This window comes from Corynebacterium phoceense (assembly GCF_900092335.1).
Taxonomy (GTDB): Bacteria; Actinomycetota; Actinomycetes; order Mycobacteriales; family Mycobacteriaceae; genus Corynebacterium; species Corynebacterium phoceense.
Window position 1 is genome coordinate 1510212 of the sequence record NZ_LT596208.1, and the last position, 13655, is coordinate 1523866.

The 13655-nt window shown below is 60.1% G+C and carries 12 protein-coding genes, 1 other RNA gene and 1 pseudogene; 3 read left to right on the top strand and 11 right to left on the bottom strand.

Annotation, left to right across the window (positions count from 1 at the left end; translation table 11 throughout):
- On the top strand, nt 1–1198 hold a 1198-nt coding region (locus BN9444_RS11340), incomplete at its 5' end, for a CHAD domain-containing protein (protein ID WP_141681592.1).
- 95 nt (nt 1199–1293) lie between these two features.
- Here BN9444_RS11340 and BN9444_RS11345 read toward each other — a convergent pair.
- The gene (locus tag BN9444_RS11345; RefSeq protein WP_066488506.1) at nt 1294–1482 is read right to left on the bottom strand and encodes a hypothetical protein; all 189 of its coding nucleotides are present in this window, start codon (nt 1480–1482) and stop codon (nt 1294–1296) included.
- Between the two features lie 192 nt (nt 1483–1674).
- Here BN9444_RS11345 and BN9444_RS11350 point away from each other — a divergent pair, with 192 nt between their 5' ends.
- Nucleotides 1675–2940: a galactokinase family protein gene (locus tag BN9444_RS11350; RefSeq protein ID WP_066510503.1), complete on the top strand. Its 1266-nt coding sequence runs from the start codon at nt 1675–1677 to the stop codon at nt 2938–2940.
- Nucleotides 2941–3002: 62 nt separating this feature from the next.
- On the opposite strand, the gene BN9444_RS11355 is transcribed toward BN9444_RS11350, so the two are convergent.
- The 7 genes and pseudogenes from BN9444_RS11355 to BN9444_RS14360 all read right to left on the bottom strand — a co-directional run bounded on the left by BN9444_RS11355 (nt 3003) and on the right by BN9444_RS14360 (nt 9787).
- Entirely contained in the window at nt 3003–4781 is a 1779-nt protein-coding gene (locus BN9444_RS11355) for a hypothetical protein (RefSeq protein WP_141681540.1), read from the bottom strand.
- The gene (locus BN9444_RS11360) at nt 4778–5431 is read right to left on the bottom strand and encodes a DUF3558 family protein (RefSeq protein ID WP_066510509.1); all 654 of its coding nucleotides are present in this window, start codon (nt 5429–5431) and stop codon (nt 4778–4780) included. Before BN9444_RS11360 ends, BN9444_RS11355 begins: the two co-directional genes overlap by 4 nt.
- Before the next feature lie 237 nt (nt 5432–5668).
- Nucleotides 5669–6034: a hypothetical protein gene (locus tag BN9444_RS11365; protein WP_068801942.1), complete on the bottom strand. Its 366-nt coding sequence runs from the start codon at nt 6032–6034 to the stop codon at nt 5669–5671.
- 75 nt (nt 6035–6109) lie between these two features.
- Nucleotides 6110–7519 carry an RNB domain-containing ribonuclease gene (locus tag BN9444_RS11370; RefSeq protein ID WP_066510045.1) on the bottom strand — a complete coding sequence of 470 codons (1410 nt, stop codon included), beginning with the start codon at nt 7517–7519 and terminating at the stop codon, nt 6110–6112.
- Between the two features lie 105 nt (nt 7520–7624).
- Nucleotides 7625–7865: pseudogene (locus BN9444_RS13705) on the bottom strand (integrase core domain-containing protein); the annotation flags it as partial.
- 292 nt (nt 7866–8157) lie between these two features.
- Entirely contained in the window at nt 8158–9249 is a 1092-nt protein-coding gene (locus BN9444_RS11375; RefSeq protein WP_141681541.1) for a hypothetical protein, read from the bottom strand.
- Nucleotides 9236–9787 (bottom strand): DUF6932 family protein, encoded by a 552-nt coding sequence (locus tag BN9444_RS14360; RefSeq protein WP_141681542.1) that lies wholly within the window; start codon nt 9785–9787, stop codon nt 9236–9238. The genes BN9444_RS11375 and BN9444_RS14360 overlap by 14 nt, the downstream gene beginning before the upstream one ends.
- A gap of 284 nt (nt 9788–10071) precedes the next feature.
- On the opposite strand from BN9444_RS14360, the gene BN9444_RS11385 reads away from it, so the two are divergent.
- Nucleotides 10072–11264 (top strand): IS3 family transposase gene (locus tag BN9444_RS11385; protein ID WP_369814861.1). Its coding sequence is split into 2 segments (ribosomal slippage): nt 10072–10354 and nt 10354–11264, totalling 1194 coding nucleotides; the frame shifts between segments, so codons are not numbered across the junction.
- Between the two features lie 16 nt (nt 11265–11280).
- Here BN9444_RS11385 and BN9444_RS11390 read toward each other — a convergent pair.
- The 3 genes from BN9444_RS11390 to BN9444_RS13710 form a co-directional block, all read right to left on the bottom strand.
- On the bottom strand, nt 11281–11505 hold the full coding sequence (locus BN9444_RS11390; RefSeq protein WP_066513105.1) for a hypothetical protein: 225 nt from the start codon (nt 11503–11505) through the stop codon (nt 11281–11283).
- A gap of 727 nt (nt 11506–12232) precedes the next feature.
- Nucleotides 12233–12667: RNase P RNA component class A (rnpB, locus tag BN9444_RS11395), an RNA gene on the bottom strand.
- 11 nt (nt 12668–12678) lie between these two features.
- Nucleotides 12679–13641, bottom strand: a complete 963-nt coding sequence (locus BN9444_RS13710) for a Nif3-like dinuclear metal center hexameric protein (protein WP_077210083.1) — start codon at nt 13639–13641, stop codon at nt 12679–12681.
- Nucleotides 13642–13655 lie beyond the last annotated feature (14 nt).

Genomic DNA, 13655 nt, shown 5'->3' on the forward strand with positions numbered 1-13655 from the left:
GGCCGCCGCCCAGGCCGCCGAGGCTCCCGCAGCCGACGCCCCGGCTCCCGCGAACCTGCTCCAGCTGTGCTCCGAGGCGCTCATCGCCGCCGGTGCTTTCCCGTCTAAGTCCCCGTCGAAGCTGGCCACCGCGCTGGGCGACTCCGTGGACAACGTGCCGCTGCCGCCGAGCATGCGCGAGTCCACCGTCGAGCCGGGCTCCGCCGCCGCGGCCGTCATCGCCGCACTGCAGACCAACCGCGACAAAATCATCGAGTACGACCCCAAGGTCCGCGCCAACGAGTGGGACTCTGTCCACCAGATGCGCGTGGCCACCCGCGAGCTGCGCAGCCACATGGAGACCTTCCATGGCATCGTCGAGGGCCCGCAGATCGCGCACATTGAAAGCGAACTCAAGTCCCTCGCAGGCCTACTCGGTGTCGCACGCGACGCCGAGGTCGTCGAGGAGCGCTGGCAGTCCCTCCTCGCGTCTGAGGATTCCGACGTTCTCGACGAGGCCACCCGCGACCACATCGCCCACGACATGGGCCGCGAATACCGCCGCGCCCACCGCCACGTGATCGGCGCCCTCAACTCGGATCGCTACCTGGGCCTGCTCGAAGAACTCGACCAACTCCTGCTCGATCCGCCGGTCGTCGCAGACACCCCCGCCGAGGACACGACTACCGAGGACACCGCTGCCGCAACCCCCGTGCCTGAGGACGCACAGCTCGAGGCTGAGCCCGCCGCCCACGAGCAACCCGCCCACGACATGGAAACCGTCATGGCCAACCACCTGGGCGAGGCCTATGCGAAGCTGGTCAAGCGCCACAAGAAGGCCGTGAAGAACTGGAGCAATGACGAGCTCCCGCTCCACGAGCGCGAGAACTACTTCCACGACATGCGCAAGGCCGCAAAGAAGCTGCGCTACGCCGCAGAGGCCGCCGGTTCCGCCACGAACCTCAAGACGAAAGCACTCTACAAGGCCTGCAAGGATATGCAGTCCGTGCTCGGCGACTTCCAGGATTCCGTCACCTCGCGCGACAAGCTCCTCGAACTGGCTGAGGCCGCCCGCCGCCGCGGCGAGGACACCTTCGGCTACGGCCTGCTCTACCAGCGTGAGCGCATGATTGGTCTCGAAGCCCTCGCGGACTACCACGAAGCGTTCAAGGCTATTAAGTCCTCCTTCAAGCCGCTGCGCAAGAAGATGGACGCCTAACCGCGCGCCGAGCCGCAACGCAGAAACGGCCGCCGCCCCCATACGGGGACGGCGGCCGTTCGCACAGATAGGCGCAGCGCGGCTGCGCGCGGGAGTTAGTCCTCCCAGGCCTTATCGGCGGCATCGGCAGCAGCGTTGCGCTCTGCAGCGAGCTTGAGGGCGTTTTCGGCCTCTTCGCGGGTATCGTACGGGCCCATGCGATTATCCCAACCGGACTCGGGGCCTTCGGTCACCTGGCCGGTAGCAACGTCGTAGTACCACTTGGTGTTGCCTGCGTTCGTCATTGTCTTTGCTCCTTGTCTGCCGCGACGGGGACGTCGCGGCGCGTTCGTCGTAATCTGTGCCACCCAGGCTACCGCGAAACGCGGGCCGTGCGACCGGTAGAATGTCGACTGTTCCGCTTGGTCTCCCCGCAGCGCGCGCCTATCGCGCAGCGCTGGGGAGGCATGCACCCCAGTCCAAAGGAGTAATTCTTCATGCCGATGTGGCACCACCCCGACTCCCCCGCCGCTGACCGTGCCCGTGAGCTGCACACGCGCTTGACCGGCGCGCAGCCGCAGGCGGTGGCCAGCGCTCCTGCGACGTGGAATGTCATTGGCGAACACGTGGATTACTACGGCGGCGTGACCGTCATCGGTCTGGTGGATCTGCGCGCCGCCGTGGCCGTGAGCCCCCGCACGGATGACGTCATTCGCGTGACCATCGCAGAAAACAACGAGGAGACCACGGAGGACTCGTCCCTCGAGGCCCTCGCCGCCTTGGCAGCGGCGCAACAGCCCACCACAGATTCGGAGGGCCGCACCATCGTCCCGCCAGCGCCCACGGGCAACACGCACACCCGCGTGGCAGGCATGGTGTGGATGCTCATCAACCGCCAGCTCCTCTCCCGCGAGACCTCCGGCATGGACATCACTGCCGTCTCGGATATCCCACCGCACGCTGGCCTCGGCGCTCGCTCGGCCATGGACGTCGCCACGGCCCTCGCCCTCATCAGCGACCACGAGGAGCTTGCCGATGCCCCCATGCGCGCCCGCATCGCCGATGTATGCGCCCAGGCTGTCACTTTGTTCTCCGAGGTCCCACCCCTGCGCGCCCGCCACACGGCGGCGCTGCGCGGTGCCGCGGAGACCGTCTCCGTCATCGACTACGCGGATAACTCGGTCACCCAGGCGCCGCACCCGCTGGGCAAGGAGATGAGTGGCTTCGTCGTCTCCGCCCCCGCCGCGGGCGATATCGCCGCCCCCGTAGCCCACATTCGCGCCCGCCAGCGCTTCGTCCACGACGCCTGCCACGCTTTCGGCACGGACTCGCTGCGTCTGCTTCCCGATGCTGCCCCGCGCGTCGTCGACTGGCTCACGGCCGTCCACGAAATCGACGGTCCCGAAGGCCAGCCCACGCTTCCCGATGCCCGCAACTGGCTCGCTTTCTTCGATGATGAGACCACCCGCGCCCAGGGCGTCGCCCGGTCCCTGCGTTCGCGCCGCGGCACGGAGCTCCTCTCCGTCCTCGGGTCCTCGCAGACCGAACTCGCTGCCATCTACGGCCTGGAAAATGCGCAGCAGATCGCGGAACTTTCCGCTCTACGCGGCGCCGTCGGCACCCGCGCCGCCTCCGCCGGAATAGCTAACGCCGTCGTCGCCTACGTCCCCGCAGTCAAGGCAGACCACTTCGCCGACGATCTCTCCGAGGCTGGCCTCGATGTCATCGCCCTCCACCCCGGCGAGCCCGCCCGCCCCGAATAAACCGTGACGCACGAAGACCCCGAGCACCGCTCGGGGTCTTCGTCTAAAGCGGACACGCACGTTTAGTCGCGCACCCACGCTCCAATTACGCCCGGCACCGACGGCGGCACCTCACCGAGCAGCGCCCGCCGGTTCTGGTCTTGCTCCACCGCCGTCGTCACGGTCTTTACCTTCCCCCGTTTGTCTCCTTGACCGTGACCAGCGCCCATCATCGGCATCATGCCGCGATGCGCAGCGCCAGCACCACCGCCGACACCGCCCGCACGCACCCCAGCGCCCGTCGAACCCACGCCCGCAGCACCAGCACCTGGCGCGCCACCGGCCGCGACTCCACCTGCACCAGGCAGCCCAACGCGTCCTACACCCGCGCCGAGTCCCCCCGCTGCCGGCATGCCTACTCGGCTTCCGATGCCACCGCGCACACCTCCGCCACGACCCGCAGCCCCAGCCGCACCGCCGCCAGCGCCTCCGAGCGCACCCATCGGTGCGGCACCGATGCCTGAGCCACCCAGCCCTGAGTTCATTCCCCCACCCAGTCCTGCTGCCGCTCCAAGTCCCGATGCACCACCGAGATTCGCTGGCGACGCTCCTCCGCCCGACAACGCCCCGATACCCGGCGCGCCACCCGACAATCCACCCGCGGCACCACCCACTCCGCCGGGCAGACCTGCAGTCAACCCCGCCGCGCTCGGCAGCGTTCCGACCGATGCCGGCGTCGTCAGCGCCTGCGACAGCTCCGGCAATCCAGCTGCGTCATAAATCGCCGGAACGTACGTTTGCGCGGCCCTATTGAGCTGCGCCAGGTCCTCCGCCGACAACCCGATATCATTGACCGGCCGCAGCTGCCCATCGACAATCTCGAAGGACCCTGGTCCCACCGCACCACGCACAACCGCTTCCTCAAAGGACTTCGGCCATTCCACCTCATCGGTCGACAGACCAAACCCGCTCGCGTTGACCGCGTCCATGCCTGCCGTGAAGTCTCCTCCCGAGGCACGCATCTGCGGCTGCGCGATGCTCGCCACCGGCGGCAGCGAGACATCCACCATCGACTGCAGCGCGTTCTGCATCATGACCAGACCCGACTGCTCGACGGCTTCCCGGCTCACCGGATCCATCGGCAGAGACAACGTCGACGCCATGGACAGCGCCATCAACTTCGATACCTGGGACAATCCCAACATCGCACCCGTGCGTCCAGCCATCGCCCCTGCATTCGCCGCAATCTCCGAGCCCGTCCCTGCAATCTCACGGATCTTCGCCACCGCAGCGTCAATCGACTCGCCCTCGTTCGACTCTTCGAGCGATGCCGCCATCGCCTCCAACTGCGCCGCAGCTTCCCCTGCCGACGCGGAAACAGATTGCCACTGTTGTTGGGTCGCTAAGATGCTTGAGCCATCAAGTCCCAGGACTTCAGCGATGACCGACGGTGCATCCATTCCAACCGCCACTAGCGGCTTCACGAAATGAACCGTGCCATAGCTCGCATCAGGCTGCGGGTCCAACATGAAAATCTCATCCGGAGAAATCCCGCCCGTCTCAACGGCTTCTAGCGAATGCGCCGCAAGCACATCCTGGGCAATTGCTCCAACAGCAAACTTTCTTAGCTGTCCCCCAATCCAATCAACCTGGTCCGTGAGTTTATCAATCAAGGCTTTTGCTGAAGCCGGATCGTCTCCCAAGAGTCGACCATGGATCATCCCAGTTTCCCTAACGCCGCTAATCGATGACAAATTTGCAGACATGCCGTTCGACAGGCGCAATCCGTTGGCGTCAAGCAACATCGTGATGCGCTCTGCAGCACTTGCATCAGCAGAAATACGTTGAGTATCGAGTTTCACTTTGCATCACTTCCCTCAAAAAGATTTTCAAGGATTCGGATGGGCACGTCACAGAAGGTTTCACCACTGCCTTGACCCAAGCTATTGACATAGTTGACGGCAACCGTTCCTCGGGGAGTTTCTATCGCTGCGAAACAGGTAGTCTGCGTATCACCGCCGGTCTGCTGCATTACACGTGCATTACTCAATCTCGGAACAGTCTCGTCGGTCAGCTCAAATCGCCCCTCTTGAAGTTGACTAAGAGAGGCGCCGTACGAAGTAATGAATAGCAATCCAGAGTCATTCTTTATTTCCTGTTGCTCCACCAAATCGCATGTATAAGGTTGAACATCGGTAAGATTCATTGCCTTCTTTTTAAAGCCGAGTTGGGCCACGACATCTTCGGGCAGTTCCTCACATGGTTTGAATGGATTCTCGTAATACTCCCGCCAATCAAAAGGTCCCGGTTCAGGCATCGACCAGCCACCCAAATCAATCGATGCTTGGTCCTCTGACGCGTCGTCGTCACCGGTGTCTGGTGCAGGCGACGCGGGGCTTGCGACGGCGGCAGTTCCGACGGCAGGCTGTGGCTCGGCGTCGCTGACGGTGCAGCCTGCGAGAAAGGCTGCAACTATGCCAAGGCACGCCACATTATGCAGTGGTCTTAACATGTATTTTCCTTAAAACTTCGATCAACAAATAAACGTTGGGGAGTTCAAGGAGTTCAACGCCGTCGGCTGGGGCCCGAAAGGCGTCCCCCTCTGCCCACCAAGCATGCCCGAAACTCGATGATTTGTCGCGTTGGAAACCAAAAATTCACTTTGCGCCGACGGAAGGCTGAGCGGATACAAAGAAGCGTGGGACGAACACGTCGTTCGTCCCACGCTGTTGCACGCTGGCGTGGATGATTAGAAGAAATTCTTGTAACGAATCTGGAATTCTTCCTCGGTTTCGCACTCGCCGTCGCCGTTCATTTCCCGCATGCCCTGTTCAAGGATGGCGTCGTACTCATCGGGGTCGTCGGGCACTGGAATGGGCGTGATGGTGGCCAGACGGTTCTCATGGGCGCGGCGCTGGCGTTCACCTTCGACGACCTCGTCGATGTACTGAGCTTGGACCACCTCACGGGCCGCGGTCTCATTCATGCCAGTGGCGACAAGCTGGTTAAACGCGCCGCGGACGGTCTGCCGATACTCATCGACTTTGCTGTCATCACCGTAGAGTGCGGTGCATGCTTTCACGAGGCTGGCCGCAGATACTGGATAGTCCATCATCAATCCGGTCCTTTCTACTCGATGGGTAGATGGACCGACAGGCTAACAATCGCCCCTGACACGAAAGCCGGAAAGCTAATCCGCAGGCCAGGCGAAGGCAACAGAGCGCTCGGCGGGATTGGCGCGTACGAGGGAAATGGCCGTCTCGGCGCCCGGCTCGGGCGCACCGATGACGTCGGCGACGATGGGCGGCGTGGGGACGAACGCGCGGGCCTTGGACTTTTCCGGAGTCGAGTCGAGAATGATCGAATCGAAGTTGGTGCCCACCCACGGGGCGAGGACAGTGGCCTCGGTGAGCTTGAGACAGGCGCGGTCGACTTGGGAGGCGCCGGAGGTCGTGCGCTTCATTGTTTCCAGGAGATCATCTGCGCGGGAGGAGACCCATTCGGGCAGAGGTTCGCCGGCAGAAAGGGCGAGGCAGACCTCGGTGGCGAAGCGGTCCGCGAGACGGCGCAGCGGCGCGGTGACGTGAGCGTAGTAGCCGCCGATACCCGCGTGGACCTTAGGCTCCTCGTCAGGGGTGAGCCACTGGTAGCCGGCGCCGCGCAGGAGGTACTGGGCTTCGCGCATCGCAGCCATGCCACGCGGGGTATCGGGATCGACACTGAGCAGAAATTCCGAAATCGACTGGTCCGTGAGGTCGAAACCGAGTGCGGCGACTTCGGAGCGAAAGGAAGCCTCGGACTCAGGCGAAGCAGCCGGCAGGGTGCGCAAGAGCCCGACGCCGTGGGAGGCCATGAGCTGGCCCGCGCACATGCCGGTAAGAAGGGAGATCTCCGAGTTGAAGTCCATAACCTCATAGCGCGGCTCGGCGACCAATTCGAAAACAGTCTCGCCAGCCTCGGTGGTGGTCTCCTCCACGGACTGGGAGGGCACGCGCAGGTTGATGGCGGAGCGGCGCAGGCTCGAAGCCTGGCGCAGGGCGCCGACCTCGGGCAGGAGCGCGATGGAAGAATGCAGGTGGCCCGCCACGAGATCGGCGTGGACGCCCTCGTAATCGAGGCGGGCGCGGGATTGGACGAGGGCGCGCTCGACGTCGAAGGAGGATACCTCGCCGGCGGAGTCGAGCTGGAAGGTCCAGAGGACGGCGGGGCGGGGTGCATCGGGAAGCAAGCTGGCGGCATCCTCAGACAAGGCTGCGGGATGCAGGCGTGCAGGCTCATCCGGCAGGTAGATGGTTTGGCCGCGCTTGAAGCCCTCGACTTCCAGCGGCGAGCCCGGCGCGATGAACGCCATAACGTCGGCAATGGCGTAGTGGACGGTATAGCCGGTGGCGGTGGCCTCGATGTAAACAGCCTGGTCCAAGTCCATGGAGCCCGCCGGGTCGATGGTCACGAGAGGGATGTCGCGCGCGTCGCGACGGGTATCGGCGAAGCGGTCGTGCGCGTTGCGGGCCGCCTCCTCGACAGCGGGCGGGAAGGCACGCTCGATGCCGAATTCCTCGGCGACAGGGTGGAAATCAAGTGGGGCGGCATACAGCTTCATAGTGAGCCAGCCTAGCCGTTAAAAAGAGCGAATGAGTCGACCAGGCCCGCCCCAGAAGGTAGACACCTTAGGGTGAACAAAATGTAGGTGTGAGCCTATCAGACCTTAAGCGGCTTGGGACTCAAACTCGTCGGAAGTTTGGTACCCGCACCCAAGTGTGTCGGCGACACGTGTTGTAGCGCACGCGCCAGCGGAATACATCCCTAAGGCAGATCAGCTGATTGGCGAACGTCTTCATATCTTTGAGGACCTCTCGCTTCAACGCTGCGTTAAACGACTCAGCGAGCGAATTATCCGTGCTGGTTCCCACCGCGCCCATCGACTAGGAAACGCCCAAGCGCCTGCATGTTTGCCTGTCCCCTTCCCAACCGCACTGGCGGGAATCAGAGGTGTCTACCTAACGGGGATCAGGCCCCCTCCCCTCGTGTGGTGTCTTGTTCCGGTCGTGAGCCGGTGGCCACGCCCGTGGGTGTTAAAATCCGTGAATTGGATAGTTGGGGTTGGGTGGCGACAAGACTGGTTAAAACGACGAATACCCCGCCGGTGGCGGTTTAAGGGACATTTGTCCCTTAAGCCGCGGTGGCAGGGTATAAGTTGTCGTCGCGTCGATTATATTACACAGCGGGACAGGGAAACTTTTATTCTTCCGCATCTTCAAGGAGGTTTGACAAGTCTTCCAATTTAAGTGAAGTAATTTCACCAGGCTTCAACACACGATGGGCTTCAACGCTAAACGAAGGCTGCCGTCCCGGGATTACGCTCTTGTCAACCAGAACTACAATTCCAATCTTTTCTCTAACCCTAAATTCGGCTACGTCTGCGACTTCGTTGGGAATTGAGACTGCCACAACGTTGGGGAAATCGGCCGGAAAATCTTCTCCATGCCGCTTGTCCGTCAAGCGCAACTCAATTTGTTCCGGGGTTACACTAGAAATTTTTTGAATAGTTCCTTCAATGACTGCCACGTGGTTCGTAACATGAATGGATTCGAGCATTCGCCTGATTTGAATAGAGCGCCGCGAATCAAACTGGAGCCTAGTAGCACTGACCCCAGGGACCCTCCATTTGAAATCTAAGTCGATACGATTAGCCCCAAGTTCCGCGGAGAACATTGACATAGCGTTTGCTACGCGTGGTCCCAGCTCGTCGATTCTGGATACTACCAAGTCCGACCATTCAGAATCTTCAGAATCTTCTAGCTTAAGAAGGTTTACAAATTCACCGATCGCACGTTCAGCGAGGGGTGTGCTTTCATCGGCAGCAGCATCATCCACCCCTATTTCGAGTGATGTCTGAGACTCTTCTGCAACAAAACGGCTTTCCAAGCTACTCATCGGTGAGAAGTTCAAAACAACAGAACCCGGAGCTGGGGCAGCATCCAACAACATCTGTGTTTCTTGGACAACGAACTTCGGCAGCTTTCCTCGCGCCGACTTCTTCCCCTCGAGCGACGCACCTAATGAAGTAATAACAGCTTGAAAATTCTGCAAAATATTTCCAACAGCCATGAGCGAAACTGAGTTGCCGACCACTCCATCGCCTGTAAGACGTAAGGCCCCACTTGACGACTCAACGAAATCGGAACTGGTTTGCCTAAAGTGGCTTGCAATGTTAGCTTGAGCAACGTCTAAAGCATCACTAAAATTGGATGGCTCATTTTCAAGTCCTTGAGATGCAAGGTACTCAGTAAGATCAAGGGCAATTGCTGGTTTTTCGTTAGCTGTACCCATTAACAATCACCTCCAGATAGCCTTGCCTCGGTGCCGTCCAAGTTAGGTCAGGGTTATCCATTTTTCTTCCTTGACGTTGGCGTTGCCACCAATCGTCCCAATACCCTCGCTGTTGATTGTAGACGTTGGTATCTTCGCTTGGCTTACCGGTAATTAATGGATTCCAAGGCAAGAAATAGGCATCAATACGCAAGGCATTCTGCTTCAGGAATTCACGAAGGACAGCTTGATCTAAAAATGATACTCGCGGATCGCAAGCCTGAATCAATTGATTGATTGTCGCCCCATCAACGAGAACTGTGACATCAATATCTCCTGGAGAAGGTTTCGTTGTTAGAAAGCTTCCGCCTATCCAGATAGACCTGATATTAAATACGTTCTGAAAAGTCGCAGTGAACGTCCTTAACTCATCAAATAGTTCAACTCGATCAGAGGTAAATAGATATCTATTTGAATCAACATTATTCAGGCCGGAAACCATTACCCGACCAGCTGGATCAATCGGCGGAAAAACCCCAAACTTATTGGGCTGAGTCACTAGCTCTCACCCACTTTCTATCTACAATCGATTCAACTAACGAGTCTTCATGACTTTGACTGAGCAACACAAGCATATACCTCAGAATGAAGATAGATAGCTCTTCCACACTGATTTTTGCGACACGAGATCTTTTTCCGTCCGCCCCATTTTCTTAGTAATTCAGAGGTAACCGTATGTCCTTGTTGTCGGAATTTGTGGCAGATGGTTCGGGACCTGACCCCTGTTTGGTGGACACCTGATATCCAGCCCGGTTGGGTTGGGAAGAAAGGTAATCTACCACCATGCCTAGGTACTCCGAACAGTTCAAACGTGATGCTGTGGCCCTCTATGAAAACAATGAGGACCTTTCACTTCACGCGGCTTCAGCAGAGCTTGGAGTCAATCGTTCCTCGCTTTTCTCCTGGCTTCAGCAATACGGCACCGGCAAACGTGCCCGCACGAAGGCCATGCGCGACAACGCCAAGGAGACGACTGATTCCGAGCGAATCCGCCAGCTAGAAAAAGAGAACGCGAAGCTGCGCGAAGAACGCGATATTCTGCGCAAGGCCGCGAAATATTTTGCCGAAGAGACACGCTGGTGATCCGCTTCCAGTTTGTCTATGACCACCGAACCGAGTATTCGGTCAAGCGGATGTGCCATGTGTTAAAGCTCAATCGCTCCTCGTTTTATAAATGGGTCAACACCCGCGAAAATCGCAGGTTAAAGATGTATTCCGATGCCCTTATTGGTGCAAGAATCAAGGCCATCTTCGATGATGAGAACGGGCTTTATGGTGCTAAACGCATCGCTGCAAGCCTCAACGACGATACGGACTTCGGCCCGATCAACCATAAGAAGGTCGCACGCATCATGAAATCCATGGGGCTAAAAGGCTTTAGCAAACGGCGTCGATGCATCACCACTAGGCGTAAGCCTGGTCACCGTGTCATGCCAGATTTAGTAGGCCGTACATTCACCGCTGACGAGCCGAACCGTGTGTATGTCGGCGACATTACCTACCTGCCGTGTAAGGGCGGTAAGAACATGTACCTTGCCACGGTCATTGACACCTATTCACGAAAACTTGCAGGTTATGCACTCGCAGACCACATGCGTGTCTCACTGGTCATCGAGGCTTTGTCCCATGCCAGCACAGTCCGCGGAAGCCTTGACGGGGCTATTTTCCATTCTGATCATGGAAGTGTGTACACCTCACAGGCGTTTAGGGACCACTGCGCCCAACTTGGTGTGCGCCAATCCATGGGCGCGGTGGGAACTAGTGCCGATAATGCCCTGGCAGAGTCATTTAACGCCACCTTAAAACGTGAAGTGCTACGTGATCGGAAAGTCTTTGATAATCCCATTATCTGCCGGCAGGAAGTCTTCCGATGGTGCATGCGCTACAACACACGCAGACGACACTCCTGGTGCAACCTTCTAGCCCCCGATGACTTCGAAGCACTCACATCAGCTACACTGACCCAAGCAGCATAGCTAACCCCCGACGTGTCTACTTTCCAGGGGTCAGGCCCTCGTGCGGTGAGCCAGACTTCCCCATCGTCGTCCGCTGATGCTGGGGCATCGTGTGATCAGCAGTGACACCGATGACGCGCACCTGGTGCTCGAGTTCGTCCATCAAGTCCGATGTCCAGTCGAGTTCCGAGATGGCTTGGGTGTGGAAGGCAAGCTTGGCGCACAGGTCGACGGGCCCAGTCTCATTTTCACGTATTTTCACCCGCACATCACCAAGGGCGTTGAAGGCGACTTCGCGCAGGAGTGTGGATTGGTCGAGCCAGCATGCGACGTAGAGCCAGTTGCCGGGGGGATTTTGGTCCGGGTGTTGGCTTCATGGTGCGGACTTCGGGTGGTGCAGGCCGTGAGTATTTGAGGCTGTCGAGTTCGCGGTAGAGGTTGGCGAGGTCGCGCGCCAGCTGGCACTGGGGTTGCTCGTCGGTCTTCATGAGTTCTCCTCGATCTAGTTCTCGATGACTCGGCCTTCGGCTACGAAGAGACCGCGGGCTTATTGTTTGACTTCGTTTGGGCATACTCCGTTTTCGATGAGCAAGGCTAGGAATGCGGCGATGAGGCTGCTGCCGATGCCGGGGATTCGGGTGAGGCCGTTTTGCGGCGTTCACAGGTGTCGGGGGTATGCGGTAGCAATTAGGCGGTTTTGTGCGACAATCGCGCTTCTGGCCGGGTTTTCCGACGGGCAGGGTGTGGTCGCATTTGTAGGCCACTGGAGCTTTTGCTGGTGTGCCGGTGCCGGACGTGGCGCGGGTGCTGGGTCATACGCCGGCGCAATTATTGAAGACCTACACGCATGCGTTGCCGGGTAGTGGGGATCGTGTGGCGGCTGCTATCAGTGCGTCTGTGGGGTGCGGGATTTCTGCGGGATCGCCGGGCTTGCGGGTTGTGGGATAGTGACTGTGAGCTGGCCATTTATGTAGTTTTGGGAATGTGGGCGAATGAGTCGACCATAAGCCGGATTCTGTACGCCGCCCGTGTGGGTGGCGCGACGAACATCCATCTAGACCAACCGTTGCCAGTTGGTTCAAGCAGCTACCTTCAGGCTTAGGCGAGCAGCCCTCAATCACCTGAGCAGGCCCGCCAGTGGCGAGCCGTGATGCCTTGCTCCCAGTGGGGTTTACCCAGCTACCGCCATCGCTGACGGTACTGGTGCGCTCTTACCGCACCGTTTCACCCTTACCGGTTCCGCACAGCGTTCGTTTCCGAACGGAGTGAGGAAACGGCGGTCTACTTTCTGTTGCACTTGCCCGCGGGTCGCCCCGGGTTGCTGTTAGCAACCACCGTGCTCTGTGGAGTCCAGACTTTCCTCGGCGTCCGCTGGCCGCTGTGAAAGCGGTAGTTCGGCGCGTCGCGTTCGTCCGGTCGGCTCATTCGCGACTTTCTAGTCTAGCCCCAGGTGCGAGACATCGTTAATCGAGCGGACGAGCGAGCCCGAATCCCAGAACTCGACGACGGAGACGGAGGCCAGGTCGAGGAAGATGTGGTTTACGGTCGCGGCGCCGGTGCCGAGGGCCTGGCGCAGGAGATCCTTGATGGGGCCCACGTGGCTTACCACGAGGACGGTCTTTCCGGGGTACTCATCGACGAGGGCGCGGCGGGCTTTGAGCACGCGGCGGTGCAGCGCCTGCTGGGACTCGCCGCCCGGCGGGGCGATGGACGTGTCCTCGAGCCACTCGGAGTGTAGTTCGGGGTCGCGCTGGTGGGCTTCGTCGAAGGTGTGGCCTTCCCAGGCGCCAAAGTCCATCTCGCGCAGGTTGTCGGCGGTGAGCACAGGCAGGTTCACAGCGGAGCCGACAGCCTGCGCGGTGTCGCGGCAGCGTTGCAAAGGGCTCGAGACGNAGGAGCACTCGTGGTAATTGCCGATGGCGCCAGCGCCCGCGGCGAAGACGGCGGCCTTGACGGTCTCGGCATCCTTGGCCGGGACGTGGAATCCCCAGTGGTCGATGACCTCAGGGTCGACCGGCACGATGGGACGGCCAGGCTTTATGCCCACGAGCTCGGCGAGGCGATCGTTCACGCCCGGGCGGGCCTTGTCCGCGTTGGTATGCGCGGCGAAAAGGGCAACCCCTCCGGCGAGGAGGGTGTGGACGACCTTGCCCTTAGGGGTATCGGCAGCAACGCTTGTCACGCCGCGCAGCAGCAGAGGATGATGGACGATGAGCATGTCCGCGCCGATCGCCACGGCGCGCTCGGCGACGGCCTGCGTGCAGTCGAGCGCGAAGGCTACTTTCTTCACCTCGGCCGCGGGGTCGCCGCAGATAAGCCCCACCGCATCCCACTTCTCCGCCAGGTGCGGCGGGTAGGCCGCATCCATCACCGCGCGAATGTCGCCAACAGTAGTCATAATCTCGCTTTCTC

Coding starts and splice junctions, on each gene's coding strand:
- BN9444_RS11345 (WP_066488506.1), bottom strand. CDS start 1,482: ATGACGAACGCAGGCAACACCAAGTGGTACTACGACGTTGCTACCGGC.
- BN9444_RS11350 (WP_066510503.1), top strand. CDS start 1,675: ATGCCGATGTGGCACCACCCCGACTCCCCCGCCGCTGACCGTGCCCGT.
- BN9444_RS11360 (WP_066510509.1), bottom strand. CDS start 5,431: ATGTTAAGACCACTGCATAATGTGGCGTGCCTTGGCATAGTTGCAGCC.
- BN9444_RS11365 (WP_068801942.1), bottom strand. CDS start 6,034: ATGATGGACTATCCAGTATCTGCGGCCAGCCTCGTGAAAGCATGCACC.
- BN9444_RS11370 (WP_066510045.1), bottom strand. CDS start 7,519: ATGAAGCTGTATGCCGCCCCACTTGATTTCCACCCTGTCGCCGAGGAA.
- BN9444_RS11375 (WP_141681541.1), bottom strand. CDS start 9,249: ATGGGTACAGCTAACGAAAAACCAGCAATTGCCCTTGATCTTACTGAG.